The organism is Enterobacter cloacae complex sp. ECL72, assembly GCF_019056635.1.
GTDB lineage: Bacteria > Pseudomonadota > Gammaproteobacteria > Enterobacterales > Enterobacteriaceae > Enterobacter > Enterobacter hormaechei_C.
On record NZ_CP077659.1, the window covers coordinates 2,983,664 to 3,009,885 of the forward strand.

Sequence of the window (26,222 nt, forward strand, 5' to 3'; positions counted from 1 at the left end):
ATCAATGCTCGCGTGCGTGGTTGATGGTGTAACGTGGGAACTCTACGACCAGATCTTCATCGGTCACCGCGGCCTGGCAGCTTAAGCGGCTGTCGGGCTCCAGACCCCATGCTTTGTCCAGCATGTCGTCTTCGTCTTCGGTGCTCTCTGCAAGCGAGTCGAAACCTTCACGCACGATGCAGTGGCACGTTGTGCAGGCACAGGATTTTTCACAGGCGTGTTCCACTTCGATACCTGCACGCAGGGCTACATCGAGAATGGTTTCACCGGTCTTCGCTTCCAGAACAGCGCCATCCGGACAGAGGTCCGCATGAGGCAAAATTACAATCTTTGGCATATTAAACCTCGTCCACGGACTGGCCTTTCAGCGCGACGCGGACAGATTTGTCCATGCGGCGAGCAGCGAAGTCCTGGGTTTGTTTATCAACGTTTTTAATGGCTTCTTCTATTGCGTCAGCGTCATTGCCTTCGGCGACTGCGCTTAAGCGCGCGGCAGCGTCGTCAATCACCTGGCGCTCAGCGGCGCTTAACAGCGCGGCATCGGCAGCGAGCGCGCCGTTCAGGCTTTCCAGCACGCGTGCGGCTTCCACTTTTTGTTCGGCCAGCATACGCGCCTTCACATCCTGCTCGGCGTAGCTCATTGAGTCCTGAATCATGGAGGCGATTTCGCCATCGGTCAGGCCGTAGGACGGCTTCACCTGGATGGACGATTCCACGCCGGTCGATTTTTCCATCGCCGTGACGCTCAGCAGGCCGTCCGCATCCACCTGGAAGGTAACGCGAATATGCGCCCCGCCCGCCGGCAGCGCCGGAATTCCGCGCAGCGCAAAGCGCGCCAGAGAGCGGCAGTCCTGCACCAGCTCGCGCTCGCCCTGCATCACGTGGATGGACATCGCGGTCTGGCCGTCTTTGAAGGTAGTAAACTCCTGCGCGCGCGCCACCGGAATGGTGGTGTTACGCGGAATGACTTTCTCCACCAGGCCGCCCATGGTTTCTAAACCCAGAGACAGCGGGATGACGTCCAGCAGCAGCATTTCGCTGTCCGGCTTGTTGCCGACCAGGATATCGGCCTGGATAGCGGCGCCCACGGCAACCACTTTGTCCGGGTCGATAGAGGTCAGCGGCGTGCGGCCAAAGAATTCGCCCACGCGCTCGCGCACCAGCGGCACGCGGGTTGAGCCGCCAACCATGACCACTTCCAGCACCTCGCTGGCCTCCACGCCCGCATCTTTCAATGCGCGACGGCAGGCCAGCAGGGTACGCTTAACCAGAGGCGCAATCAGTTCGCTGAACTGATTGCGGGTGATCTCACCCTGCCAGCCCGCAACGTTAACCGTGACCGACTGCGCGTCGCTCAGGGCGATTTTGGCGTCGATGGCCGCATCCAGCAGTTCACGCTGTACGCGCGCATCGCTGCGATCGCTGATGCCCGCCTGCTCGCGGATGTAGTCCGCCAGCAGATGGTCGAAGTCATCGCCGCCGAGCGCGGAATCCCCGCCGGTCGCCAGCACTTCGAACACGCCGCGGCTCAGGCGCAGGATTGAAATATCAAACGTCCCGCCGCCGAGATCGTAAACCGCAATCACCCCTTCCTGACCGGAATCGAGGCCGTAGGCAATGGCCGCCGCCGTCGGTTCGTTCAGCAGACGCAGCACATGCAGGCCCGCCAGACGCGCAGCGTCTTTGGTGCCCTGACGCTGTGCATCGTCGAAGTAGGCCGGAACGGTGATTACCACGCCGTCGAGATCGCCGCCGAGTGTCGCCGTGGCGCGTGCCGCCAGCGCTTTGAGGATGTCAGCAGAAACGCGAATCGGGTTCAGCAGACCGGCCGCGGTGGCAATCATCGGCAGGCCGTTTTCACTGGCCTGCAGCCGATACGGCAGATGCGGGTAACGGGTCTGGATATCAGCCAGCGAGCGGCCCATCATGCGCTTAACCGAGCTGATGGTATTGGCCGGATCGCGCGCGGCGTTGGTGCGGGCATCAAACCCGACCGCGTGACCCTGCTGCTGGTAGTGGACCACGGAAGGCAGCAGATGGCGGCCCTGCTCGTCAGCCAGCGTTTCCGCCTGGCCGCTGCGCACGGTCGCCACGAGGGAATTGGTGGTGCCCAGGTCAATACCGACCGCCAGACGACGCTGGTGCGGTGCGGCGCTTAAGCCTGGCTCACTAATTTGTAATAAGGCCATAATTGCTTCCGAAATTAAAAATCGAGCAGCTTTTCTTCGAGTTGTTCAGCACTGCTTCGCAGTTTATCGAGAAAACGGAGTTTGCGCACAGTGTCTGCCGCCACGTCCCAGGTCTCGTTGTTCAGTTGCTCCACCATCTGCTGATGGCGGGTATCGAACATGCCCTTTACGCGCGTGATAAAGCTTTCCAGGCGCGCTTCGTCTTTAGCCTGTTCAATTTCATCCAGCTCTTCGCGCAGCTCCAGCTGTTCCATCAGAAAGGCGGTGTCGCGCACGGTATGCTGTTCGCTCGCCAGATCGAAACCGTGGAGCGAGAGCAGATATTCTGCACGCGCCAGCGGATGACGCAGCGTTTGCCAGGCTTGGTTGATGGTTGCGGAGTGTGATACCGCAGCCAGCTGCTCTGCCTGCGTCCCGCTGGCGAATTTATCCGGATGGTACTGACGCTGGAGATCCTGAAAACGGACCGTCAGCGCCTGGAGATCGATCGGGTATTGAGCGGGTAGTCCGAAGAGAGTGAAGTAATCCATAACAATCTCAGGGGTAGCCTGTTAGAACAAACCCCACGCGTAGCAAAGCCACGGTGGGGTTTCGGATGACGCGCGGTTAAACGTGGAAGCTTTCGCCGCAACCACACTCGTCTTTGACGTTCGGATTCGTGAATTTGAACCCTTCGTTCAGGCCTTCTTTTACGAAGTCCAGCTGAGTGCCGTTGAGGAATTGCAGGCTTTTGCCATCGACCACCACCTTCACGCCCTTGTCTTCAAACACGGTGTCATCAGACGCCGGTTCGTCAACAAACTCCAGTACGTAAGCCATACCAGAACAGCCGGAGGTACGTACGCCCAGTCGCAGGCCAAAGCCTTTACCACGGTTCGCCAGAAAAGAGCTTACTCGCGCGGCAGCGCTGTCGCTAAGGGTAATCGACATACTCAAACCTCAATTATTTTGCTTCACGTTTGCTTTTGTAATCCGCAATGGCGGCTTTGATCGCGTCTTCTGCCAGAATTGAGCAGTGAATTTTCACCGGCGGCAGTTCGAGTTCTTCAGCAATATCCGTGTTCTTGATTGCCTGTGCTTCGTCCAGAGACTTGCCCTTCACCCATTCGGTGACCAGGGAGCTGGAAGCGATAGCAGAACCGCAGCCGTAGGTCTTGAAGCGCGCGTCTTCAATGATACCTTCATTGTTGACTTTAATCTGCAACTTCATCACATCGCCACACGCTGGCGCGCCAACCATACCGCTACCGACAGATTCATCGCTGTTGTCAAAAGAGCCAACGTTGCGCGGGTTTTCGTAATGATCGATAACTTTTTCGCTGTATGCCATGATTAAATTCTCCTTATGTACCGATTAGTGATGTGACCATTCAATGCTGTTCAGATCCACGCCCTGCTTGAACATTTCCCACAGTGGAGAAAGGTCGCGCAGACGGCCAATGGAGTTACGAACCAGTTTGATGGTGTAGTCAATCTCTTCTTCGGTAGTAAAACGACCTAAAGAGAAACGGATAGAGCTGTGTGCCAGCTCGTCAGTCATACCCAGCGCGCGCAGCACGTAGGATGGCTCCAGGCTTGCAGACGTACAGGCAGAACCGGAAGAAACCGCCAGGTCTTTCAGCGCCATGATCAGCGACTCGCCTTCAACATAGTTGAAGCTGACGTTGAGGATGTTTGGCGCGCCCTGCTCGAGATCGCCGTTCAGATACACTTCTTCCATATCTTTCACGCCGTCCCACAGACGGTTACGCAGCGTACGCAGGCGTGCCATCTCGGTTTCCATCTCTTCTTTCGCGATGCGATACGCTTCGCCCATGCCCACGATCTGGTGAACAGGCAGCGTACCGGAACGCATGCCGCGCTCGTGACCACCGCCGTGCATCTGTGCTTCGATGCGGATACGTGGCTTACGACGAACGTACAGCGCGCCGATACCTTTCGGACCATAGATTTTGTGACCGGAGAAGGACATCAGGTCCACTTTCAGCTGGCTCAGGTCGATAGGCAGTTTGCCCACGCTCTGGGTCGCATCCACGTGGTAGATGATGCCGCGCGCACGGCACATTTCGCCGATGGTTGCGATGTCCTGCACAACGCCGATTTCGTTGTTAACGTGCATGATGGAAACCAGAATGGTGTCATCACGCATGGCCGCTTCGAGCTCTTTCAGGTCGATGATCCCGTTGCTCTGCGGCGCCAGGTAAGTCACTTCGAACCCTTCACGCTCCAGCTGACGGCAGGTGTCCAGCACGGCTTTGTGTTCGGTTTTGCTGGTGATGATGTGCTTGCCTTTTTTCTGATAAAAGTTGGCTGCACCTTTGATCGCCAGGTTGTCGGATTCGGTCGCACCGGAGGTGAAAACAATTTCACGCGGATCGGCACCGACCAGGTCAGCAATCTGATTACGGGCGATATCAACCGCCTCTTCAGCATGCCAGCCAAAACGGTGAGAACGGGAAGCTGGGTTACCAAAGTTTCCGTCCAGGGTCAGACACTGCATCATTTTCTCGGCAACACGCGGGTCCACCGGCGTGGTTGCGGAGTAATCGAGATAAATCGGTAATTTCATTGCTCTATAAACTCCGTACATCGCTTCAATGCAAGGAATCAGGCAACCGGCTGGATGTACGACCGAGTACACGGGGCGAGCTAACGCCCCGGCCTGATTCTGAAATACTTATCTTTTTATTACGCGCGCAGTTTAACGTCGATAGCGTCCTGCGAACGGGTGCTGCGCTGTGATTCATGGCTTTGCTGACGACCCGACACGTCCAGAACTTCCTGGTTATTCACCAGTTCACCCAGGGTGATGTTGTTCAGGAAGCCGGTCAGACGGTCGCTCAGATCGCGCCACAGCGCGTGGGTGAGGCATTTATCGCCGCCCTGGCAGCCGCCTTTACCCTGGCAACGGGTCGCGTCGACGGATTCGTCAACCGCGCTAATCACTTCGCCAACCGCAATACTGCCTGCGTCTTTACCCAGCAGATAACCGCCACCCGGGCCACGAACGCTGGACACCAGTCCATTTTTACGCAGTCTGGAGAACAGCTGTTCCAGGTAAGAGAGGGAGATCCCTTGTCGTTCAGAAATATCAGCCAACGGAACCGGGCCCGCTTCGGAGTTGAGCGCAACGTCCAGCATCGCGGTCACGGCATAACGCCCTTTAGATGTCAGTCTCATGTCTTACTTAACCTCAAACTCGCCCCTGCCCGGGGTTTTTTATTGTAAAATGGGGGTATTGCATAGCAGGGCCAAGTCTGACATTCCTGACTAAATTGGTCAACTATTTACTTGACTGTTTTAGTCAGGTATTTAACCTTCTGTGCCGTATTTTTTGCCCGGCGGCGCTGCGCTTGCACGGGCCTACGGGCTTTGTAGGCCGGGTAAGCGAAGCGCCACCCGGCGAACAGACGACACTATTCCTTATTCTTCTGCTCAATCGACGCCAGAATCCCGCGCAGGATGTTCAGCTCCTGGCTTTCCGGACGCGCGCGGGTGAACATACGGCGCAGCTTGTTCATCACCTGGCCCGGGTGGCCTTCACGGATAAAGCCGGTTGAGAGCAGCGTCTGCTCCAGATGACCGTAGAAGCGCTCGAGGTCGTCCACCAGCGGGTAGGCCGTCTCTTCTTTAGGTTCGACCGGTTTCTCCTGCGTCGCCAGCCATGCCATGCGCACTTCGTAGGCAATAACCTGCACCGCCATCGCCAGATTCAGCGAGCTGTATTCCGGGTTGGCGGCAATCGCCACGTGATAGTGGCACTTCTGTAATTCCTCGTTGGTCAGGCCAACACGTTCACGGCCAAACACCAGCGCAACCGGCGCCTGTTCCGCTTCTGAGATGCTTTTCAGGCCGCATTCGCGCGGGTCCAGCATCGGCCAGGGCAGCGTACGGGAGCGCGCGCTTGTCCCCACCACCAGGCTGCAACCGGCCAGGGCTTCATCCAGGGTGTCCACGATCTGCGCATTCCCGATCACGTCGCTGGCGCCGGCCGCCAGAGCAATAGCCTGAGAGTCTGGTTTCACCAGCGGATTCACCAGCCACAGGTTCGTTAAGCCCATGGTTTTCATAGCGCGGGCCACAGAGCCCATGTTGCCGGTGTGCGATGTTTCGACCAGCACGATTCGAATGTTTTGCAGCATAATTTTTAAATGTCTGGATTCAGTGTCTGAAGAATATTCGGGCATATTATCATAAACGAGAGACATAATCCGATCCCGCTGCTATACTCTGCGCCGATTTTCCTGTTCTTTAACATCCAGTGAGAGAGACCGATGCATCCGATGCTGACCATCGCCGTGCGCGCAGCGCGCAAGGCGGGTAATGTAATTGCCAAACACTACGAAACCCCAGACTCCGTAGAAACCAGCCAGAAAGGCAGCAATGATTTCGTGACGAACGTCGATAAAGCCGCAGAAGCGATTATTATCGAAACGATTCGCAAATCTTACCCGCAGCACACCATCATCACCGAAGAAAGCGGTGAACATGAAGGTACCGATCAGGATGTTCAATGGGTTATCGATCCACTGGATGGCACCACCAACTTCGTCAAACGCCTGCCACACTTCTCTGTGTCTATCGCAGTACGCATCAAAGGCCGTACTGAAGTCGCCGTTGTTTACGATCCAATGCGTAACGAACTGTTCACCGCAACCCGCGGTCAGGGCGCGCAGCTGAACGGCTACCGTCTGCGTTGCAGCAATGCACGCGATCTGGACGGCACGATTCTGGCGACCGGCTTCCCGTTCAAGGCGAAGCAGCACGCAACCACTTATATGAATATCCTGGGCAAGCTGTTCACCGAATGCGCGGACTTCCGTCGCACCGGCTCTGCTGCACTGGATCTGGCCTACGTGGCGACCGGCCGCGTTGACGGTTACTTTGAGCTGTCACTGAAGCCGTGGGACTTTGCGGCGGGCGAGCTGATCGCTCGTGAAGCTGGCGCGATTGTTTGCGACTTCACCGGCGGCCATAACTATATGTCTACCGGCAATATCGTTGCAGGTAACCCGCGCGTTGTTAAAGCCATGCTGGCAAACATGCGTGATGAACTGAGCGATGCGCTGAAGCGTTAATTCAGTCTGTTAAGCCCGGTGGCGCTACGTTTACCGGGCTTACAACACGCCTCAGATACGGCTAGAAAGGCCGCAACCCCCTTCCCACCGGCACCGCGCTCATCCACATCGTAACCGCAGCCACCAGCAGAATCACCCCGCCCGCCAGCGCAAGCGTTGTCCAGCCAACCTGTCGCCACAATACCGGCGTTTTATTGCCGCTGAGTTTGACCGCCAGCTGACGGAAGCTGTGTACCAGCAACGCTAAAGACGAAATGGTGAGAGACGTTCCTGCCGCCATCGCCAGCGCGGACAGCATGCCCCAGCCAAACACGCCAATAACCTTACTGAACAGCAGAACCATGATCGCACCCGAGCACGGACGCATCCCCATTGAGAGAACAATCATCAGGCGCGCACGCCAGTCCTCACCGTTCTGTAATTGTTCCTGCGTCGGCAGATGCTGATGCCCGCACCCGCAGTTTTCATGGTGAACGTGATGTGGCGTAAAGGCTTTGAATTTTGGTTTTTGCAGTAACGCGCGCAATTTTTTCAGCGCCCGCCAGCAGAGGATCAGCCCCAGCACGCCTACCAGCGCGTAACTCCCCTTCTCCAGCCAGAAGCTGCTCATATGCAGCTGGCGGGCCGGCAGCTGTAGCAGCGAAAGGACGACCACGACCAGCGCAATCGCCACACCGCCCTGAAGTAAAGAGGACGCCAGCGTCAGGCCGATACTCGATTTCAGCTTCGACGGATGCGTGGCAAGCCAGGTCGTGATAACGATTTTGCCGTGTCCCGGTCCCAGGGCATGCAGCACGCCATAGATGAAGCTGAACGCCAGAAGAGCGCCGCCCGCTTTGGTCGGATTTTCCGCCACGGCTTTCAGCAGACCGCTCATCTGCTGATTAACTTCCCGCTGCCAGAGGATGCTTTTCACCATCACCTGCGGCCATGCCTGCCACAGCCAGAGCGCGCCGCCAACCGCAAACAACAAAAAGAGCGCCAGAGGCCAGAGGTGCAGCCAGCGACGCGGCTTACTGACGGGAGAGGAGATCACTGACATTGTAACGTCACCTCCTGCGCAAACTGTTTACCTAACTCCATGTCTTCGGGGGGCGCATCCTCTTTATCAAGAGAAACGGCAAAGTTCAGCATCTCTTCGCTGGGTTTCGGGGTGTGCACGGCAATTTTGCAGATTTTTTGCAAATTTTCCGGCAGCTGCACGTCGCTGTCCTGGGCGTAATGCATATCGACATAGTAGGTTGGGTCAAACGTGGAAAACCTGTACTTCTGCCCGGCCAGCGGCTGAGGGTGCGCCAGCGGAAGGATAAAGGTCAGCACAGCCTGATGACCGTCGCGGGTCATGCCGTACTCCGTGGGACGATTAAGAAACTTCACCTTTTGTCTGTTGTGCCAGAACTCGGTGAAATAGTGCTGGCCGAGTACGTTGGCCATGACTTCCGCCGCCAGCTTTTTCCAGATCTCATCGCCAGGCCTGGCGTTACCGGCATCGTACAGCAGGTCGGCGGAGGTGATTTCATCCATCGTCCAGCGCATTTTCAGGCCGCTGAGCTGCGTGCCGTCCGTCACCAGTTCGGTTTTCAGGCTGATAAAACTGTGAGGATGTGCGCCGGCGGCACAAGTGAAAACCGCCAAAAATAACGCTACCGCGCTTTGTTTAACTATTTGCATCTGTTCCTCACGTCAAAAATTCTGTGATGTTCGCCAGCAATCCTGAGTGAAAGGCCTGCCGGTGCGCTTTTCAGCGCCCATCCTTTAGCTATTCTTATCAAACATTCACACTGGATACCCGACAGATGATGACGACGCTTGAAATTCCATCTGTGCTTTCCAGTTCGCAGCGCCGCTGCCAGGTGCTTTTGATGCTTTACCTGCCCGATGCTGCCATCACCGCACAGAGCATAATCGCTGCCAACGGCGTGGACGACGTCATGGCACGGCAAGATATAGCCGAGACGCGCGATGAAATCCAGCGCTATCATCGGCTTGATATCGTCACGCACCATGATGGCTGCTACCGAATTGAGGGTTCCGCCCTTAATCAACGTTTGTGCCTGCTGCACTGGCTGCGCAGGGCACTTCGGCTCTGTCCACATTTTGTCGCCCAACAGTTTACCCCTGCCTTAAAAACCGCGCTTAAACAGCACGGCATTGCCCGCCCGCTTTATGACGATGCGAACCTTCGGGCGCTTATCAACTTTTGCGCGCGCAAGCTTCAGCGCCAGTTTGAGTCCCGCGACGTACAGTTTTTACAGCTTTATCTGCAATATTGTCTGATTCAGCATCATCTGGGCAATACGCCAGAGTTTTCGCCCGTTCAGCGCAGCTGGACGCAGTCCCGAGGGGAATACTTTACGGCGCAGGAAATTGTCCGCCACTGGAAACGGCGCGTCCCGCAGGGAACGCACAGCGATGAACAGCTGTTCCTGGCGCTGCTATTTATGATGCTTCGCACACCCGACCCGGTGATGGATAAACACCAGCAGGATCAGCGCCTGCGTCGCGCCATCGTGCGTATGATTGCCCGCTTCCGGGCGCAAACCGGGATGAACTTCAGCGATGAGCAGGGGCTGACCGATCAGCTTTATATTCATCTGGCTCAGGCGCTGGACCGCTCCTTATTTGACATCGGCATCGACAACAGTCTGCCGGAAGAGATCCACCGTTTATACCCCCGGCTGCTGCGCACCACTAAAGAGGCGCTGTTTGAGCTGGAAGCCGAATTTGGTCTGCGATTCTCCGGTGAAGAGATGGCTCTGGTGGCGGTGATTTTTGGTGCCTGGCTGATGCAGGAGACCGACCTGCATGAAAAACAGGTGGTCCTGTTAACGGGGGAAGATAAAGCCTGCGAAGCGTTAATTGAGCAGCAGCTTCGCGAGCTGACGCTGCTGCCGCTCAATATTCGTTATCTTAGCCTGGAGGCGTTTAAGAAGGAGGGCGCCCCCCGCGAGGCGGCGCTGGTCATTACGCCTTATCCAACCGCCTTGCCGCTGTTCTCGCCGCCGCTCATTCATGCCGTTGAGGCCCTGAACACGCAGCAGCAGGAACATATTCGCGTTATGCTCGAATCATAGTTACGAGCGAGCAGCCACCTTTGGGCGGATGACGATGGCAGGTAAAGCGACCAGCGCCATCACCCAGAACACACCGTGCCCCAGGTGCTGATAGAGGAAACCGGCAAATACGGTCATCACCGCAATACTGCCGCCCATCGCCACCGCTGAATAGACCGCCTGAAGACGAATAACGTCCCCACCCTCTCGCGCCGCAATGTAGCGCATCGCCGCCAGATGGCACACGGTGAAGGTTCCGCAGTGCAGAATTTGCGCCACAATCAGCCACGGCAGCTCCGTCGTCCAGCCCATGATGCCCCAGCGCACCACGCCGCAAACGGCGGAAAGCAGCAGCAGGTCACGCGCCCCGAAACGACGGAAAAGTTTTTGGCTCAGCGCGAAGATAATGACCTCCGCCACCACCCCGAGCGACCACAGGTAGCCTACCGCAGAAGCCGAGTAGCCCGCCCCCTGCCAGTAGATGGCGCTGAAGCCGTAATAGGCCGCATGTGCCCCCTGGAGCAGACAGACGCAGGCCAGGAAACGCCAGCTTTGCGCCACCAGCGAGCGCCAGGCGGGCCAGCCGGCGCTCTCCTGATGGCGGCTTTCGCCCTGCGGCATTACCGACGGACGCAGCAACATACCGAGCAGCATCGAGGCGATGCCGAGCGTTAACAGCGCCAGAATGGCACGATAGTCATAGAGGCTGACCAGTTTCCCGACCAGCGCAGAGCCGATCACGAAGGCAATCGATCCCCACAGGCGCACGCGGCCATAGTCCATGATGATCTGCTTTTGCCAGGTGTTCGCCAGGGCATCCGTCAGCGGCACCAGCGGGGAGAAGAACAGATTAAAGCCAACCATTACCACCATCAGCCAGGCAAACTGATGGCTGACCCAGAAGCAGGCCGCAAAGACCAGCGTCAGCAGGGCCAGAATTCGCACCGCTTTAATCAGTAAGGAGGGATCGCTGACGCGGGGCGCAATCAGCAGGCTACCCAGGAAACGTGCCACCAGCCCCGCGCCCAGCAGGATGCCAATGGTCTCAGGCGTCAGACCAATTCCCTTGAGCCAGACGCTCCAGAAAGGCAAAAAAATACCGTAACTAAAGAAATAGGTGAAATAGCTGAGCGCCAGCCAGCGCGTGGAATGCAAGACCATGAATCCCTCCCGAAATGGAGGCGATAGTCTGGCGTTAATCCCTGACTTTAGCAAGTCGTTAGCGCGCTATAAATTAACGATAAATTAACATCATGGACAGCCGGTCGGCGTATGGCGAGAGCGGCAAAATTGTATTACGTTTAAAGAACATCGCCTGAAGAGGTCGTTTGCCATGAACAACTTACGTTATTTCGATTTCGGCTCCTCTCGTTCTTTCCTGCTTTTAATTGCCCGCATTGCTATTGTGGTCCTGTTTATTATTTTCGGTTATCCCAAGCTGACGGGGTTTAGCGGCACCGTTCAGTATATGACGTCGCTCGGCGCCCCCATGCCCATGCTGGCCGCCATTGTTGCGGTGGTGATGGAAGTCCCCGCCGCGATTCTGATTGTGCTGGGCTTTTTCACCCGCCCCCTCGCGGTGATCTTTGTCTTCTATACGCTGGGAACAGCGGTGATTGGTCACCACTACTGGGATATGACGGGCGATGCGGTTCTGCCAAATATGATTAACTTCTACAAAAATGTAAGTATCGCTGGCGGCTTTATTTTGCTGGCGATTACCGGGCCGGGGGCCATCTCCCTCGACCGACGTTAGCCCATAAAAAAAGGCCGCATGAGCGGCCTTTTTCAGTTCTGCGACGCAGAGAATTATGCGTACACCGGGAAGCGTGCGCAGATGTCCAGAACTTTACCTTTAACGCGCTCGATAACCGCGTCGTCATTGATGTTGTCCAGAACGTCACACATCCAGCCCGCCAGCTCTTTCACTTCCGCTTCTTTAAAGCCACGGCGAGTTACGGCCGGAGAACCGATACGGATACCGGAAGTCACGAACGGGCTCTTCGGATCGTTTGGCACGCTGTTTTTGTTGACGGTAATGTTGGCGCGACCGAGGGCTGCGTCAGCTTCTTTACCGGTCAGGTTCTTATCAACCAGGTCCAGCAGGAACAGGTGGTTTTCAGTCCCGCCAGAGACCACTTTGTAGCCACGGTTCAGGAACACTTCCACCATCGCTTTGGCGTTTTTAGCAACCTGCTGCTGATAAACCTTGAACTCTGGCTCCATCGCTTCTTTCAGCGCGACGGCTTTCGCGGCAATAACGTGCATCAGCGGGCCGCCCTGGGCGCTTGGGAACACGGCGGAGTTCAGCTTTTTGTACAGCTCTTCGTCACCGCCTTTCGCCAGGATCAGACCACCGCGTGGACCCGCCAGGGTTTTGTGGGTAGTGGTGGTCACAACGTGCGCATGTGGAACCGGGTTCGGGTAAACGCCTGCCGCAATCAGACCGGCAACGTGCGCCATGTCGACGAACAGGTACGCACCGATGCTGTCAGCGATTTCACGCATTTTTGCCCAGTCAACGATGCCGGAGTAAGCAGAGAAGCCACCGATGATCATCTTCGGCTTGTGCTCTTTGGCCTGCTTCGCCATGTCTTCATAGTCAATTTTACCGGACTCATCAATACCGTAAGGGATGATGTTGTACAGTTTGCCAGAGAAGTTAACCGGGGAGCCGTGAGTCAGGTGGCCGCCCTGCGCCAGGTTCATACCCAGAACAGTATCGCCCGGCTGCAACAGCGCGGTGTAAACAGCGAAGTTAGCCTGAGAGCCAGAGTGCGGCTGGACGTTCGCGTAGTCAGCGCCAAAGAGTTCTTTCGCACGGTCAATCGCCAGCTGCTCAACGATATCAACGTATTCGCAACCGCCGTAGTAGCGCTTGCCCGGATAACCTTCAGCATATTTGTTGGTCAGCTGAGAACCCTGCGCCTGCATTACGCGCGGGCTGGTGTAGTTTTCGGAGGCGATCAGTTCGATGTGCTCTTCCTGACGTACTTTTTCCTGCTCCATAGCCTGCCACAGTTCGGCATCATAATCGGCAATGTTCATTTCACGCTTTAACATCCGCATCTCCTGACTCAGCTAACAAGTAAATTTTTGGCCTGAAAAGGCAGTCCTGTTGGACGACGGGCAACAGTATAACTGAATAGTTCTGCGATAACAGGTCTTGACAAACGATTTTACGCAAACGTTTACCTCCACGCCACGCAAGGGTTTGAGCAATAAAGCTCTCGCCATTTTCAACGGATTTCTTTTCAGCTTTGTGATGCATATTTTTCACGATGCAAAGAACCATTTACATTGCAGGGGTATTTTTATAAGATGCATATAAAATACATCATTAAAGTAACATCAGAAGGAAGCTGCTATGCTCGACGCCCAAACCATCGCTACCGTGAAAGCCACAATCCCCCTGCTGGTTGAAACGGGTCCTAAACTGACCGCCCATTTCTACGATCGCATGTTCGCGCATAACCCGGAGCTCAAAGAGATTTTCAACATGAGCAACCAGCGTAACGGCGATCAGCGCGAAGCGCTGTTTAACGCTATTGCCGCCTATGCCAGCAACATCGAAAACCTGGCGGCTATGCTGCCTGCGGTGGAAAAAATCGCCCAGAAGCACACCAGCTTCCAGATCAAACCTGAGCAGTACAACATCGTCGGCAGTCATCTGCTGGCAACCCTGGACGAAATGTTCAGCCCGGGCCAGGAAGTACTGGATGCCTGGGGTAAGGCCTATGGCGTACTGGCAAACGTATTCATCAACCGTGAAGCGCAGATCTACAGCGAAAACGCCAGCAAGAATGGCGGCTGGGAAGGCACGCGCGCCTTCCGCATCGTTGAGAAAACCCCGCGCAGCGCACTGATCACCAGCTTTGAGTTTGAGCCAGTGGACGGTCAGCCGGTTGCCGATTACCAGCCGGGCCAGTATCTGGGCGTCTGGCTGAAGCCTGAAGGCTTCCCGCACCAGGAGATTCGCCAGTACTCCCTGACCCGCAAGCCAGACGGCAAAGGCTATCGCATTGCGGTTAAACGTGAGGAAGGCGGTCAGGTATCCAACTGGCTGCATAACGAAGCCAGCGTGGGCGACGTGGTCCATCTGGCGGCACCGGCGGGCGATTTCTTTATGGCCGTTGAAACGAATACCCCGGTGACGTTGATCTCCGCAGGCGTAGGTCAGACGCCAATGCTGGCAATGCTGGATACGCTGGCGAAAGCAAACCACAGCGCGCAGGTTAACTGGTTCCACGCGGCGGAGAACGGTGATGTGCACGCCTTTGCGGATGAAGTCAAAGCGCTCGGAGCGACCCTGCCGCGTTTCACCGCGCATACCTGGTATCGCCTGCCGACGGAGGCAGACCGCGCAGCGGCTCGTTTCGACAGCGAAGGCCTGATGAATTTAGGGCAGCATGAAGGGGCGTTCAGCGCACCGGGGATGCAGTTCTACGTTTGTGGGCCAGTAGCGTTTATGCAGTATGCCGCGAAGCAGCTGGTAGACCTGGGCGTGAATAAAGACAACATTCATTACGAATGTTTCGGCCCGCATAAAGTGCTGTAATCGCCCGGCGGCGCTGCGCTTGCACGGGCCTACGAAGGGTTTTGTAGGCCGGGTACGCGCAGCGCCACCCGGCAAGAATGTTAAATCGCCGCGTCGTCTTCTTCGCCGGTACGGATACGGATCACACGCGCCACGTCAAAGACGAAGATTTTCCCGTCGCCAATTTTGCCGGTCTGCGCCGTGCGGATGATGGTGTCCACACAGGTATCGACGATATCATCGCTCACCACGATCTCGATTTTCACTTTCGGCAGAAAGTCCACCATGTACTCTGCGCCACGGTATAGCTCGGTGTGGCCCTTCTGACGACCAAAACCTTTTACTTCAGTTACGGTCATCCCGGTGATGCCTACTTCTGCCAGCGCTTCACGTACATCATCCAGTTTGAAAGGTTTAATAATCGCATCAATCTTTTTCATGGTGGGTCCTTAAACTCTTGCCAGTAAGCAGCCTCGTAATCGGTTGCTCACAGTATCATATTCAGGCGAATTTTGCGGTATTACTCTTTAAAATCGTTCGCTTCCAGCTCGTGGCGTGAGAGCAATTTATAAAACTCGGTACGGTTACGCCCGGCCATGCGCGCCGCATGGGTTACGTTGCCTTTGGTGATTTGCAGCAGCTTGCGCAGATAGTTCAGCTCGAACTGGTTTCGCGCTTCCGCAAAGGTCGGCAAGGCCGTGTTTTCCCCCTCGAGGGCCTGCTCCACCAGCGCATCGCTGATCACCGGCGATGACGTCAGCGCCACGCACTGCTCAATCACGTTCACCAGCTGACGTACGTTGCCCGGCCAGCTTGCGGTCATCAGACGTTTCATCGCATCGGTGGAGAACGCGCGCACGAAGGGTTTGTGGCGGTCAGCGGCCTGCCGCAAAAGGTGATTTGCCAGCAGCGGGATATCTTCCGCACGCTCGGCCAGCGCCGGGATTTTCAGGTTGACGACATTCAGTCGATAGTAAAGATCTTCACGGAACTCGTTGCGCGCCATCACCTTGGGTAAATCGCGATGGGTAGCGGAAATAATACGCACGTTGATATCGATATCGCGGTTGCTGCCAAGCGGACGCACTTTTCGCTCCTGCAACACGCGCAGCAGTTTGACCTGCAACGGCGCGGGCATATCGCCAATTTCATCAAGAAACAGCGTGCCCCCCTCAGCCGCCTGGAACAGCCCTTCACGGCTGCTCACCGCGCCGGTAAAGGCGCCGCGGGCATGGCCGAAGAGCTCAGACTCAAGCAGCTGTTCCGGCAGCGCGCCACAGTTGATGGCAATAAAGGCATTTTTACTGCGCGGGCTGGCGTTGTGGATAGCCTGGGCCAGGATCTCTTTCCCGGTCCCGCTCTGGCCGTTGATCAGCACGCTAACGTCGGATTGCGCCACCATCCGCGCCTGTTCCAGCAGGCGCAGCATCACAGGGCTACGCGTCACGATGGATTCACGCCAGGCGTCGTCGCCGGATGGCGCCGCATGCTCAAGGGCGCTGTCGATTGCTTTATAGAGGGCGTCTTTATCCACTGGTTTGGTGAGGAAGCTGAATACCCCCTGCTGCGTCGCGGCCACCGCATCAGGAATAGATCCGTGAGCGGTGAGGATAATCACCGGCATCCCGGGCTGCTGCTTCTGGATCTCCGTGAACAGTTGCAGGCCATCCATTTCATCCATGCGCAAATCACTGATCACCAGATCGATTTTCTCGCGGCTGAGCACTTTCAGCCCCTCCTGCCCGCTTTCAGCGGTGACCACGCTGTAGCCTTCGCTGACCAGACGCATTCCCAGCAGCTTTAACAGCCCGGGATCGTCATCCACCAGTAACAGATGGGCAGGTTTACGGCTTGTCATGGCTTCACATCCTCTTGTTTCGGCGTCTCACTGTCTGGCGTCGTGGCAGAGTTGCCTTTCGACCCATCGGGCAGATAGCTGCCTGCCGGCTTACGCGTCGAGAGCTGTCTTTCGATATCGGTCAGATTTTCGAGCTTGCGGGTGGTGGTTTCCAGCTGCTCGCGCAGCGACTCCTGCTGCTGGCGAAGCGCATCAAGCTCGCTGTCGCTCGACTGCTGCAATTTGCTGTAGCGGAAACGCTCTTCAGACAGCTGTAATTGCAGGGTTTGTCCATCCCGCCAGAGCTGATAGACCGGGCGCACCTGCGGGGGAATATTGATCACGTAAGTATCCAGCCGCGTCACGTTGGCGCGGCGTTCGACAGGCGTGATTCTGGCATCCGCCATCACGATCCCACGTTTAAACGCGTCCTGCCAGGTATCGTCCACCAGCATCGCCGCCTGGGCACGGGCCTCGGCGGGCGCCAGCCGCTGGGCGCAGTCTATTCCGCGCAGCCAGAACAGCGGATTGGATTCAACATCACGCCCCGACAGGTTCCAGATATCATCGCAACGTGTTGAAAGGAAATCGGCCAGCTGTTTTTGCGGCCATTTATCTTCCTGTTTGTGGCTAATTGCACTTTTCGGCGCATGGGTTACACAGCCGGCCAGCAGTAAGCAGGGCAGGCTCAGGCGCACATTTTTGCTGGAAAACACCGCGCGCAGTGCGCGGTAAAAGACGTGTGACATACTCACCAGGTTGTTATTCATTTCATTGATTTTTCCGGCTCAAGAGGCAGTTCGATACGAAAACAGACATCGGCGCGTTCATCACTCACGATGTTAAGCTCACCCTGCATGCGTCGTATGCAGTCGCGGGCAATACTCAGCCCCAGACCACTTCCTTTTACCGCACCTTTTCGCTGATGACTCCCCTGGAAGAAGGGCTCAAAGATCATCGTTTTTTCATCATCCGGAATCGGGCTTCCCGTATTCGCTACGTCAATACATACCCGCGAACCGTTGTTATTGCTTCTGATATAAATGGTACCGGATTCAGTACCATAGTGCACCGCATTGGAATAAAGATTATCCAGTACGCTCATTAACAGCATCGGCTCTGCCAGGCAGGAAGGTGCATTGAGATCCACCTGGGTATGCATCATTTTAGCTCTTGCTGGCAGGCTATGGGCGGAGATCACCATGTCCACCAGCGGTTCAATCTCAACGCTTTCAAGCACCACAGCACCATCCGCCAGCTTGCGGTTATAGTCCAGCAGTTGTTCAATAAGTTTTTGTAAATTGCGGCTACTGTCATCCAGAATCGCCACGATCTCTTTTTGCTCAGGGGTTAACGGCCCCGCTACTTCGTCTGCCAGCAGCTCCGTACCTTCACGCATACTGGCCAGCGGTGTTTTGAGTTCGTGTGAGATATGGCGCAGGAACTGGTGACGCTGCGATTCCAGCCACGCCAGGCGTTCAGAAAGCCAGATGATACGCTGACCGACCGAGCGCAGCTCGCGCGGGCCTTTAAAAACAACCGTATCCCCGAGAGATTTGCCCTCCCCCAGGCGGTTAATCATCCGCTGGATCCCCTTTACGGGGCCGATAATCATGCGGGTAAAGAGCAGTACCAGCCCAAGGCTGACGAGGAACAGCACCAGCGCCTGCCAGCCGAAGAACTGGCCGCGCTCGGCAATCTCCTGCTGGAGTTGCTGCCCACGGGAAAAGATAACCGTACGGGTGGACTGCACCATCTCCGTATTGGCGTTCGCGAAGGCTTCAAGTCGGGCGGCGGCGGCGGCATCAGGACCGCTGTTTTTGCACTGGAGCTGCGCCAGATCGTTCAGATCCTGACGCAGCGCCTGATAGAGTTTGTCATCCGGCAAGACCCCGGCATGGGCATCCAGCATTTTGCTGTAGCGTTTACGCTGGTTCTGATAAACCCTCTCCAGCGTGCGGTCGTCCAGCACGCAATACTGGCGATAGCTACGCTCCATCTCCAGCGCGGCGTTGGTCATTGCCTCGCTACGGCGGGCATCAATAAGCGTGGTGCGGTTAGTCAGGGCCGCCTGGGCACTTAACGCATTCAGGCTTTGCCATGCCTGCCACGCCAGAACCAGTAAAGGTAGCAGGATCAGCAGGAAGGCCATCATTACGAGCTGTCGCAGGGAGCGAGGGAAAGCGGGCCAGCGTTTCAACACATTACTCTCATCATCCGGGTTTGAGGAGAGCGTAACTGAGTCTGCCCTTCAGATACAACAAAGCCGGGTAAAAACCCGGCTTTGTCATGGAATAAGGCGGTGCCTAACTCGACGTTTCGCCCTGGCCTGATAAAGCATTGCAATAATCAGTAGTTGGACGGCAGGCACCTTTTTGTGCGTCATTCGAAGTTTATGTAGCACGTCCCGAAGGGGCTGACATAAGAAGGTGAATGAGCCACTGGTTACTATTATGCAACGCGCGTGCCAGATTGCAAAAATTGATACTATCCTTATGATTAATAATCGTTTTATTATTAAAATGCATTGATTGTCAGGTGAATGATTTCCAGGCTAAGTGTCGCTATTAAGCAACACCTTAACGGGAACCCGTCCTGATATATATAAATCAACAAGTTAAATGTCTCTTATTGGAGACACTCAACCCAGAGGATTGTCGCGATTTTGCGACAGGTACAAAAAAGCCCGGTGGCGCTCGCGCTTACCGGGCCTACAGTCAGGGCGTTGAAACTTAACCCAGTTGTTTACGCGCGTTGCGGAAAATGCGCATCCACGGGCTGTCCTCGCCCCAGTTTTCCGGGTGCCAGGAGTTGCTCACGGTACGGAAGACACGTTCCGGGTGCGGCATCATGATCGTCACCCGACCGCTGTCGCTGGTGACGGCGGTAATGCCATTTGCCGAACCGTTCGGGTTAGCCGGATAGGTTTCGGTGACCTTGCCGAAGTTATCAACAAAGCGCAGCGCCACCAGTCCTTTGCTTTCAAGCTGAGCCAGGTGCGCCGCATCACGCACTTCAACCTGACCTTCACCGTGCGAAACCGCGATTGGCATCTGTGAACCGACCATTCCCTGCAACAGCAGAGACGGGCTTTGGGTCACTTCTACCAGGCTGAAGCGCGCTTCGAAGCGGTCAGACTGGTTACGCACAAAGCGCGGCCAGGCTTCGCTGCCCGGGATCAGCTCGCGCAGGTTAGACATCATCTGACAGCCGTTACACACGCCCAGCGCCAGCGTCTGCGGACGATGGAAGAAGGTTTCGAACTCGTCACGCACGCGGCTGTTGAACAGAATAGACTTCGCCCAGCCTTCGCCCGCGCCCAGCACGTCGCCGTAGGAGAAACCGCCGCACGCCACCAGCGCCTGGAAATCTTCCAGCCCGGTACGCCCGGCCAGCAGGTCGCTCATGTGGACGTCGATGGCGTCAAAGCCCGCCCGGTGGAAGGCCGCCGCCATCTCAACGTGGGAGTTAACGCCCTGCTCGCGCAGCACGGCTACTTTCGGACGCGCACCGGTCGCAATGTACGGCGCGGCAATGTCTTCGTTAATGTCGAAGCTGAGCTTCACGTTCAGGCCAGGATCGTTGTCGTTCGCCTTCGCGTTGTGTTCCTGATCGGCGCATTCCGGATTGTCACGCAGGCGCTGCATCTGCCAGGTGGTTTCCGCCCACCACATACGCAGCGTGGTGCGGCTTTCGCTGAACACCGCGTGGCCGTCGGCTTCAATCACGAAGCGGTCGCCCTGCACCGCTTTACCGAGATAGTGTACGCAGTCTGCCAGACCGTGCTGCGCCAGAATCGCTTCCACCGCGTCGCGATCTGCGGCGCGTACCTGAATGACCGCGCCAAGCTCTTCGTTAAACAGCGCCGCCAGGCGGTCTTCGCCAAGCGTTGCAATGTTTGCTTCAACGCCGCAGTGACCGGTGAAGGCCATCTCTGCCAGCGTCACCAGCAGGCCACCATCGGAACGGTCGTGGTAGGCCAGCAGCTTACGATGCGCCACCAGCGCCTGAATTGCGTCGTAGAAGCCTTTCAGCTGGGCGACATCGCGCACGTCGGCTGGCTTATCGCCGAGCTGGCGGTAAACCTGCGCCAGCGCGGTGGCGCCCAGCGCGTTATGGCCTTTGCCGAGGTCAATCAACAGCAGGGCGTTATCTTGAGTGGAAAGCTGCGGCGTAACGGTATGACGCACGTCTTCCACGCGCGCAAACGCGGTGATCACCAGCGACAGCGGAGAGGTCATCTCGCGCTGCTCGTTACCTTCCTGCCAGCGGGTTTTCATCGACATGGAGTCTTTACCCACCGGAATGGTCAGGCCGAGCGCAGGACACAGCTCTTCACCCACCGCTTTCACCGCTTCGTACAGGCCGGCATCTTCGCCCGGGTGACCGGCAGCGGCCATCCAGTTCGCGGAAAGTTTGATGCGTTTGATATCGCCAATCTGCGTCGCGGCGATGTTGGTCAGCGCTTCACCGACCGCCAGACGGGCAGAAGCGGCGAAGTCCAGCAGCGCCACTGGCGTGCGTTCGCCCAGCGCCATCGCTTCGCCGTAGTAGCTGTCGAGGCTCGCGGTGGTCACGGCGCAGTTAGCGACCGGGATCTGCCACGGGCCGACCATCTGATCGCGCGATACCATACCGGTCACGGTACGGTCGCCGATGGTGACCAGGAAGGTTTTCTCTGCCACGGCAGGCAGGTGCAGCACGCGGTTAACCGCTTCTGCCACGGTGATGCCCTGGCGATCCAGCGCTTTGCCCGCCGCTTTGCGAGTCTGCACGTCGCGGGTCATCTTCGGCGTTTTGCCGAGCAGCACGTCCAGCGGCAGATCGATCGGCTGGTTGTCAAAATGGGTGTCGCTTAAGGAAAGGTGCTGCTCTTCGGTCGCTTCACCGATGACGGCATACGGCGCGCGCTCGCGGCGGCACAGCTCGTCAAACAGCGGCAGCTGATCGGCGGCAACCGCCAGCACGTAGCGCTCCTGGGATTCGTTACACCAGATTTCCAGCGGGCTCATGCCCGACTCATCGCTCAGGATATCGCGCAGGTTGAAGCGTCCGCCGCGACCGCCGTCGCTCACCAGCTCAGGCATAGCGTTGGACAGGCCACCCGCGCCCACGTCGTGGATGAACAGAATCGGGTTGGCATCGCCCAGCTGCCAGCAGCGGTCGATCACTTCCTGACAACGGCGCTCCATTTCCGGGTTGTCGCGCTGCACGGATGCGAAGTCGAGATCCGCATCAGACTGGCCGGAAGCCATAGACGAGGCTGCCCCGCCGCCCAGACCGATGTTCATTGCCGGGCCGCCGAGCACGATCAGCTTCGCGCCGACGACGATCTCGCCTTTCTGCACATGATCGGCGCGAATGTTGCCGATCCCGCCCGCCAGCATGATCGGTTTGTGGTAGCCGCGCAGCTCTTCGCCGTTGTGGCTGTCCACTTTCTCTTCGTAGGTACGGAAGTAACCGTTCAGCGCCGGACGACCAAATTCGTTGTTGAACGCCGCGCCGCCCAGCGGGCCTTCGGTCATGATATCCAGCGCGGTGACAATGCGCTCTGGCTTGCCGAAGTCTTCTTCCCACGGCTGCTCAAAGCCCGGAATACGCAGGTTGGAAACGGAGAAACCGACCAGACCCGCTTTTGGTTTCGCGCCGCGACCGGTCGCACCTTCGTCACGGATTTCACCGCCGGAGCCGGTCGCTGCACCCGGCCACGGGGAGATCGCCGTCGGGTGGTTGTGGGTTTCCACTTTCATCAGGATATGCGCAGGCTCCTGGTGGAAGTCATAGCGCCCCGCTTCGCGGTCGGCGAAGAAGCGGCCCACCTCGGAACCTTCCATCACCGCGGCGTTGTCTTTATAGGCAGACAGCACGTGGTCAGGGGTTTGCTCCATGGTGTTTTTGATCATTTTGAACAGCGACTTCGGCTGCTGTTCGCCGTCGATAATCCAGTCGGCGTTGAAAATCTTGTGGCGGCAGTGCTCGGAGTTGGCCTGCGCGAACATATACAGTTCGATGTCGTTCGGGTTGCGATTCAGCTTAACGAATGCATCCTGAAGGTAGTCGATTTCATCTTCTGCGAGCGCCAGACCAAGACGCAGGTTTGCGTCGATCAGCGCCTGACGCCCCTGCCCAAGCAGATCCACGCTCTGTAACGGCGCAGGCTGATGGTGGGAGAACAGTTTCTGCGCATCATCCAGAGAGTCAAACACGCTCTCCATCATGCGGTCGTGCAGCTCTGCGGCAACCACCTGCCACTGCGCGTCGCTCAGGGTTGATGCTTCCACATAGTACGCCACGCCGCGCTCCAGACGGTTAATCTGGCTCAGGCCGCAGTTGTGAGCGATGTCGGTGGCTTTGGAAGACCAGGGGGAGATGGTGCCAGGGCGTGGCGTGGCGAGGATTAATTTGCCGGTCGGCGTATGGCTGCTCAGGCTTGGGCCATATTTAAGCAGGCGTTCCAGCTGTACGCGCTCCTCTGCATTCAGGGGGGCATTCAGGTCAGCAAAATGGACATACTCAGCGTAAATATTGCTTACCGGAAGGTCGGCCGCCTGAAAACGTGCCAGCAGTTTGTTAATACGGAAGGCAGACAGTGCAGGCGAACCACGCAGAATTTCCATCATAAGTCTCTCGTCTTCGAAGCGCCGGGGCGCTTACAGTGTGCGCAAGGGGGGAAAACGGGCGTCATTATAGAGAATCCTGAGCGCCGACGAAACCGTTTGCGTCGAAATAAAATCATCCTTTATGTTTAACAATAGATGTGACCTGTCTCTCTAATTGGTTGCCAACTGGCGCTACTTTGCGCAAAATGCCGCTCAATCAATGGCAAACTCTACTCTTAACATGACTACAGCACACTGAGGCAACCGGCGTCGCAGAGAATTAACTAATTGAAAAAATTAAAGATTAATTATCTGCTCATCGGCATTGTTACGTTGCTGCTGGCAGTGGCCCTCTGGCCGTCTATCCCCTGGTTCGGCAAGGCCGAAAACCGTATCGCCGCCATTCAGGAGCGGGGGGAGTTGCGCGTCAGTACCCTCTCCTCCCCGCTTATTTACGACGATATCAACGGTAAAACTATCGGTCTTGATTACGAACTGGCACAGCTGTTTGCGGACTATCTGGGCGTGAAGCTGAAAGTTACCGTGCGGCAGAACATCAACCAGCTGTTTGATGATTTGGACCATGACCGTGCCGATATTCTCGCCGCAGGTCTGGTGTACAACAGCGAACGCAGCAAAAACTATCAGCCGGGCCCGACCTATTACTCCGTGTCGCAGCAGGTGGTTTATCGTGTGGGTAGCCTGCGCCCGCGCTCACTGGCCGACATCACCGACCAGCAATTGACCATTGCGCCAGGCCATGTGGTGATTGACGATCTGCGGGCGTTGAAAGAGAAAAAATACCCGAACCTCAGCTGGACGGTCGATCCTAAACTCGGCACGACCGAATTACTGGAGCAGGTAAAAGATAAAAAGCTGGCCTATACCATTGCTGATTCGGTGGCGATCAGCCTTTTCCAGCGCGTTCATCCTGAAATTGCCGTGGCGCTGGATGTGACCGACGAACAGCCGGTGACCTGGTTTACCCAGCTGGACGACGATCAAACCGTCTCTGCGGCTATGCTCGATTTCTTTAATTCCATCAATGAAGACGGCACCCTGGCGCGCCTGGAAGAGAAATATCTCGGTCACGGAGACGATTTTGATTACGTTGACACCCGCACCTTCCTGCGCGCGGTGGACAGCGTGCTGCCGGATCTGCAACCGCTGTTTGAGAAGTACGCCCAGGAGATTGACTGGAAGCTGCTGGCGGCGATTTCCTACCAGGAATCGCACTGGGATGCTCAGGCCACCTCCCCCACGGGCGTGCGCGGGTTGATGATGCTGACCAAAAATACCGCCCAGAGCCTCGGCATCAGCGACCGGACCGATGCGGAACAGAGCATCAGCGGCGGCGCGCAGTATTTACAGGATATGATGGCGAAAGTGCCGGAGACGGTCCCGGAAGGGGAGCGGATCTGGTTTGCGCTGGCCGCCTATAACATGGGTTATGCGCACATGCTCGACGCGCGGGCGCTGACGGCGAAAACCAAAGGTAACCCGGACAGCTGGTCAGATGTAAAACAGCGCCTGCCGCTGCTTAGCCAGAAACAGTGGTACCAGAAGCTGACGTACGGCTATGCGCGCGGGCATGAAGCGTATGCCTACGTGGAAAATATTCGTAAGTACCAGATAAGCCTGGTGGGATATCTGCTGGAGAAAGAAAAAGAGGCGGCCGAGGCGCAACAGCTGGCTGAAAGCTATCCGGTGGTCGCACCGGACGAGCTTAATCATCCTGCGGTTTCAATTCTGCCTTTTGTTGCTTTTTCTGCTGCCGACGCATTCGAAAAAAGTCACTTAACAGACCCGAACATTCTGGTGCAAGTACCCCGCCGATAGTTTTCACCTGGTGGTTCATCCCCGGATGCCCAAATACGTCCATCAGTGAACCAGCAGCGCCCGTCTTTTCATCCCGCGCGCCAAACACCAGCGTACCGATTCGGCTGTGCACCATCGCCCCGGAGCACATTACGCACGGCTCAAGGGTGACATACAGGGTGGTATCAAGCAGACGATAGTTTTGCAGCACCAGTCCGCCCTGACGCAGCGCCATAATTTCAGCATGCGCGGTAGGATCGTGACGGCCAATCGGACGGTTCCACCCTTCCCCAATCACCTGATTGTTATGGACCAGTACCGCGCCCACGGGCACTTCGCCCTCGTCCCAGGCGCGCTGAGCCAGCGCCAGCGCATGGCGCATCCAGTATTCATGATTGTGTTCAGGGTTGGACAAGGGCTGATACTCCAGTCGAAAAGCGGGCGGCATTATACACAGCCGGTACAGATAAGACTATTCGAGTTGCTGAAGTTCGCCCAGAGGCGTGACGCGCCAGCGGTGCTGGCAAAAATAGAGCAGCGGGTTGTCCTGCTTGCTGTCGCTGTAGCCGCTGTACAGACGCAGCGGCGTACCGATGCGTTTCTCCAGCTGCACCACTTTTTCATGTCCGAGGCAGCGCATAGTCAGCACCCAGCCGCCGTAGCCGCGCGCGATTTGTGTCGCGATAAGATTCACGCGCGGCAGCCAGGGCGTATCAAAATAGACATGCTCCACCAGCGTCTGCGGGGAGCCGGTAATCAGCCAGATATCGGCATCGTTGGCGTCGAGATAGCTGGTCAGGCGCGCCTGTACCACGGGAAACGCGGCGACGTGCCCGCGAAACCAGTGCGCAAAATCCTGTTCGAGCTGCTTAAGGCGCGCTTCGCTATGACCAAACGTGCATCCCCAGAGCAGCAGGCTCATCGGCCAGCGCGCTGCACGGCCTTTCACCAGCAGCGCGATACCAATAACGGGTAACAGGGGTAATACCAGCAACGCGTTAAGGGGCTGGCGCCGCAGCAGGTAGCGCATAAAGGTGCCGAACATATCCTGCTGATGCAGCGTTCCATCCAGATCAAAAAAGACAACGCGACGCTCGTGACTGGCCAAACC

Annotated in this window: 24 protein-coding genes; 5 read left to right on the forward strand and 19 right to left on the reverse strand. The window is 56.9% G+C overall.

Annotation, left to right across the window (positions count from 1 at the left end; translation table 11 throughout):
- Position 1: 1 nt before the first annotated feature.
- The 8 genes from fdx to trmJ form a co-directional block, all read right to left on the reverse strand.
- On the reverse strand, positions 2 to 337 hold the full coding sequence (fdx, locus tag KTH07_RS14410; RefSeq protein ID WP_003860652.1) for an ISC system 2Fe-2S type ferredoxin: 336 nt from the start codon (positions 335 to 337) through the stop codon (positions 2 to 4).
- Between the two features lies 1 nt (position 338).
- Positions 339 to 2,189: a Fe-S protein assembly chaperone HscA gene (hscA, locus tag KTH07_RS14415; protein WP_023304220.1), complete on the reverse strand. Its 1,851-nt coding sequence runs from the start codon at positions 2,187 to 2,189 to the stop codon at positions 339 to 341.
- A gap of 14 nt (positions 2,190 to 2,203) precedes the next feature.
- Positions 2,204 to 2,719, reverse strand: coding sequence for a co-chaperone HscB (hscB, locus tag KTH07_RS14420; RefSeq protein WP_003860657.1), 516 nt, complete (start codon positions 2,717 to 2,719; stop codon positions 2,204 to 2,206).
- A gap of 76 nt (positions 2,720 to 2,795) precedes the next feature.
- Positions 2,796 to 3,119, reverse strand: a complete 324-nt coding sequence (gene iscA, locus KTH07_RS14425) for an iron-sulfur cluster assembly protein IscA (protein ID WP_003860659.1) — start codon at positions 3,117 to 3,119, stop codon at positions 2,796 to 2,798.
- A 13-nt stretch (positions 3,120 to 3,132) separates the two neighbouring features.
- Positions 3,133 to 3,519 (reverse strand): Fe-S cluster assembly scaffold IscU, encoded by a 387-nt coding sequence (iscU, locus tag KTH07_RS14430; protein WP_003860661.1) that lies wholly within the window; start codon positions 3,517 to 3,519, stop codon positions 3,133 to 3,135.
- Positions 3,520 to 3,543: 24 nt separating this feature from the next.
- A complete protein-coding gene (gene iscS, locus KTH07_RS14435) occupies positions 3,544 to 4,758 on the reverse strand; it encodes a cysteine desulfurase (protein WP_003860663.1) in 1,215 nt (404 codons plus the stop codon).
- A gap of 119 nt (positions 4,759 to 4,877) precedes the next feature.
- Entirely contained in the window at positions 4,878 to 5,369 is a 492-nt protein-coding gene (gene iscR, locus KTH07_RS14440; protein WP_015572158.1) for a Fe-S cluster assembly transcriptional regulator IscR, read from the reverse strand.
- 236 nt (positions 5,370 to 5,605) lie between these two features.
- Positions 5,606 to 6,331 (reverse strand): tRNA (cytosine(32)/uridine(32)-2'-O)-methyltransferase TrmJ, encoded by a 726-nt coding sequence (gene trmJ / locus KTH07_RS14445; RefSeq protein ID WP_015572157.1) that lies wholly within the window; start codon positions 6,329 to 6,331, stop codon positions 5,606 to 5,608.
- Positions 6,332 to 6,463: 132 nt separating this feature from the next.
- On the opposite strand from trmJ, the gene suhB reads away from it, so the two are divergent.
- A complete protein-coding gene (suhB, locus tag KTH07_RS14450; RefSeq protein WP_003860668.1) occupies positions 6,464 to 7,267 on the forward strand; it encodes an inositol-1-monophosphatase in 804 nt (267 codons plus the stop codon).
- 61 nt (positions 7,268 to 7,328) lie between these two features.
- Here the strand turns inward: suhB and KTH07_RS14455 are convergent, their stop codons facing one another.
- Together KTH07_RS14455 and KTH07_RS14460 are read right to left on the reverse strand one after the other, a co-directional pair.
- Positions 7,329 to 8,309, reverse strand: a complete 981-nt coding sequence (locus tag KTH07_RS14455; protein WP_023304221.1) for a nickel/cobalt transporter — start codon at positions 8,307 to 8,309, stop codon at positions 7,329 to 7,331.
- Positions 8,300 to 8,938, reverse strand: coding sequence for a DUF1007 family protein (locus tag KTH07_RS14460; protein ID WP_023304222.1), 639 nt, complete (start codon positions 8,936 to 8,938; stop codon positions 8,300 to 8,302). Before KTH07_RS14460 ends, KTH07_RS14455 begins: the two co-directional genes overlap by 10 nt.
- Positions 8,939 to 9,063: 125 nt before the next feature.
- Here KTH07_RS14460 and csiE point away from each other — a divergent pair, with 125 nt between their 5' ends.
- Positions 9,064 to 10,341, forward strand: a complete 1,278-nt coding sequence (gene csiE, locus KTH07_RS14465) for a stationary phase inducible protein CsiE (RefSeq protein ID WP_015572154.1) — start codon at positions 9,064 to 9,066, stop codon at positions 10,339 to 10,341.
- Here csiE and KTH07_RS14470 read toward each other — a convergent pair whose 3' ends face one another.
- Positions 10,342 to 11,481, reverse strand: a complete 1,140-nt coding sequence (locus KTH07_RS14470; RefSeq protein ID WP_017692912.1) for a 3-phenylpropionate MFS transporter — start codon at positions 11,479 to 11,481, stop codon at positions 10,342 to 10,344.
- A 172-nt stretch (positions 11,482 to 11,653) separates the two neighbouring features.
- Here KTH07_RS14470 and KTH07_RS14475 point away from each other — a divergent pair, with 172 nt between their 5' ends.
- Complete coding sequence (locus KTH07_RS14475) at positions 11,654 to 12,076, forward strand: DoxX family protein (RefSeq protein WP_015572152.1); 423 nt, start codon at positions 11,654 to 11,656, stop codon at positions 12,074 to 12,076.
- 53 nt (positions 12,077 to 12,129) lie between these two features.
- Here KTH07_RS14475 and glyA read toward each other — a convergent pair whose 3' ends face one another.
- Complete coding sequence (glyA, locus tag KTH07_RS14480; RefSeq protein WP_003860678.1) at positions 12,130 to 13,383, reverse strand: serine hydroxymethyltransferase; 1,254 nt, start codon at positions 13,381 to 13,383, stop codon at positions 12,130 to 12,132.
- A gap of 304 nt (positions 13,384 to 13,687) precedes the next feature.
- Here glyA and hmpA point away from each other — a divergent pair, with 304 nt between their 5' ends.
- A complete protein-coding gene (gene hmpA / locus KTH07_RS14485) occupies positions 13,688 to 14,878 on the forward strand; it encodes an NO-inducible flavohemoprotein (protein WP_063162031.1) in 1,191 nt (396 codons plus the stop codon).
- 80 nt (positions 14,879 to 14,958) lie between these two features.
- On the opposite strand, the gene glnB is transcribed toward hmpA, so the two are convergent.
- The 5 genes from glnB to purL form a co-directional block, all read right to left on the reverse strand.
- Positions 14,959 to 15,297: a nitrogen regulatory protein P-II gene (gene glnB / locus KTH07_RS14490; protein WP_003860685.1), complete on the reverse strand. Its 339-nt coding sequence runs from the start codon at positions 15,295 to 15,297 to the stop codon at positions 14,959 to 14,961.
- Between the two features lie 80 nt (positions 15,298 to 15,377).
- Complete coding sequence (gene glrR, locus KTH07_RS14495) at positions 15,378 to 16,715, reverse strand: two-component system response regulator GlrR (RefSeq protein WP_015572150.1); 1,338 nt, start codon at positions 16,713 to 16,715, stop codon at positions 15,378 to 15,380.
- Positions 16,712 to 17,464: a two-component system QseEF-associated lipoprotein QseG gene (gene qseG / locus KTH07_RS14500; protein WP_015572149.1), complete on the reverse strand. Its 753-nt coding sequence runs from the start codon at positions 17,462 to 17,464 to the stop codon at positions 16,712 to 16,714. The genes glrR and qseG overlap by 4 nt, the downstream gene beginning before the upstream one ends.
- The gene (qseE, locus tag KTH07_RS14505) at positions 17,461 to 18,894 is read right to left on the reverse strand and encodes a two component system sensor histidine kinase QseE/GlrK (RefSeq protein ID WP_032620271.1); all 1,434 of its coding nucleotides are present in this window, start codon (positions 18,892 to 18,894) and stop codon (positions 17,461 to 17,463) included. The genes qseG and qseE overlap by 4 nt, the downstream gene beginning before the upstream one ends.
- Positions 18,895 to 19,426: 532 nt before the next feature.
- The gene (gene purL, locus KTH07_RS14510) at positions 19,427 to 23,314 is read right to left on the reverse strand and encodes a phosphoribosylformylglycinamidine synthase (protein ID WP_032619264.1); all 3,888 of its coding nucleotides are present in this window, start codon (positions 23,312 to 23,314) and stop codon (positions 19,427 to 19,429) included.
- A gap of 267 nt (positions 23,315 to 23,581) precedes the next feature.
- Between purL and mltF the strand changes: the two genes are divergently transcribed.
- Positions 23,582 to 25,132: a membrane-bound lytic murein transglycosylase MltF gene (mltF, locus tag KTH07_RS14515; protein ID WP_017692908.1), complete on the forward strand. Its 1,551-nt coding sequence runs from the start codon at positions 23,582 to 23,584 to the stop codon at positions 25,130 to 25,132.
- Here mltF and tadA read toward each other — a convergent pair.
- Both tadA and yfhb read right to left on the reverse strand, forming a co-directional pair.
- On the reverse strand, positions 25,020 to 25,559 hold the full coding sequence (gene tadA / locus KTH07_RS14520; protein WP_023304227.1) for a tRNA adenosine(34) deaminase TadA: 540 nt from the start codon (positions 25,557 to 25,559) through the stop codon (positions 25,020 to 25,022). The two genes, mltF and tadA, sit on opposite strands and share 113 nt — an antisense overlap.
- Positions 25,560 to 25,583: 24 nt before the next feature.
- Positions 25,584 to 26,219 carry a phosphatidylglycerophosphatase C gene (gene yfhb / locus KTH07_RS14525; RefSeq protein ID WP_017383550.1) on the reverse strand — a complete coding sequence of 212 codons (636 nt, stop codon included), beginning with the start codon at positions 26,217 to 26,219 and terminating at the stop codon, positions 25,584 to 25,586.
- Between the last annotated feature and the right edge of the window lie 3 nt (positions 26,220 to 26,222).

What these genes read in the sequence shown, in the direction of transcription:
- fdx (WP_003860652.1), bottom strand. Translation starts at nt 337, where the DNA reads ATGCCAAAGATTGTAATTTTGCCTCATGCGGACCTCTGTCCGGATGGC.
- hscA (WP_023304220.1), bottom strand. Translation starts at nt 2,189, where the DNA reads ATGGCCTTATTACAAATTAGTGAGCCAGGCTTAAGCGCCGCACCGCAC.
- hscB (WP_003860657.1), bottom strand. Translation starts at nt 2,719, where the DNA reads ATGGATTACTTCACTCTCTTCGGACTACCCGCTCAATACCCGATCGAT.
- iscA (WP_003860659.1), bottom strand. Translation starts at nt 3,119, where the DNA reads ATGTCGATTACCCTTAGCGACAGCGCTGCCGCGCGAGTAAGCTCTTTT.
- iscU (WP_003860661.1), bottom strand. Translation starts at nt 3,519, where the DNA reads ATGGCATACAGCGAAAAAGTTATCGATCATTACGAAAACCCGCGCAAC.
- iscS (WP_003860663.1), bottom strand. Translation starts at nt 4,758, where the DNA reads ATGAAATTACCGATTTATCTCGATTACTCCGCAACCACGCCGGTGGAC.
- iscR (WP_015572158.1), bottom strand. Translation starts at nt 5,369, where the DNA reads ATGAGACTGACATCTAAAGGGCGTTATGCCGTGACCGCGATGCTGGAC.
- trmJ (WP_015572157.1), bottom strand. Translation starts at nt 6,331, where the DNA reads ATGCTGCAAAACATTCGAATCGTGCTGGTCGAAACATCGCACACCGGC.
- suhB (WP_003860668.1), top strand. Translation starts at nt 6,464, where the DNA reads ATGCATCCGATGCTGACCATCGCCGTGCGCGCAGCGCGCAAGGCGGGT.
- KTH07_RS14455 (WP_023304221.1), bottom strand. Translation starts at nt 8,309, where the DNA reads ATGTCAGTGATCTCCTCTCCCGTCAGTAAGCCGCGTCGCTGGCTGCAC.
- KTH07_RS14460 (WP_023304222.1), bottom strand. Translation starts at nt 8,938, where the DNA reads ATGCAAATAGTTAAACAAAGCGCGGTAGCGTTATTTTTGGCGGTTTTC.
- csiE (WP_015572154.1), top strand. Translation starts at nt 9,064, where the DNA reads ATGATGACGACGCTTGAAATTCCATCTGTGCTTTCCAGTTCGCAGCGC.
- KTH07_RS14470 (WP_017692912.1), bottom strand. Translation starts at nt 11,481, where the DNA reads ATGGTCTTGCATTCCACGCGCTGGCTGGCGCTCAGCTATTTCACCTAT.
- KTH07_RS14475 (WP_015572152.1), top strand. Translation starts at nt 11,654, where the DNA reads ATGAACAACTTACGTTATTTCGATTTCGGCTCCTCTCGTTCTTTCCTG.
- glyA (WP_003860678.1), bottom strand. Translation starts at nt 13,383, where the DNA reads ATGTTAAAGCGTGAAATGAACATTGCCGATTATGATGCCGAACTGTGG.
- hmpA (WP_063162031.1), top strand. Translation starts at nt 13,688, where the DNA reads ATGCTCGACGCCCAAACCATCGCTACCGTGAAAGCCACAATCCCCCTG.
- glnB (WP_003860685.1), bottom strand. Translation starts at nt 15,297, where the DNA reads ATGAAAAAGATTGATGCGATTATTAAACCTTTCAAACTGGATGATGTA.
- glrR (WP_015572150.1), bottom strand. Translation starts at nt 16,715, where the DNA reads ATGACAAGCCGTAAACCTGCCCATCTGTTACTGGTGGATGACGATCCC.
- qseG (WP_015572149.1), bottom strand. Translation starts at nt 17,464, where the DNA reads ATGAATAACAACCTGGTGAGTATGTCACACGTCTTTTACCGCGCACTG.
- purL (WP_032619264.1), bottom strand. Translation starts at nt 23,314, where the DNA reads ATGATGGAAATTCTGCGTGGTTCGCCTGCACTGTCTGCCTTCCGTATT.
- tadA (WP_023304227.1), bottom strand. Translation starts at nt 25,559, where the DNA reads ATGCCGCCCGCTTTTCGACTGGAGTATCAGCCCTTGTCCAACCCTGAA.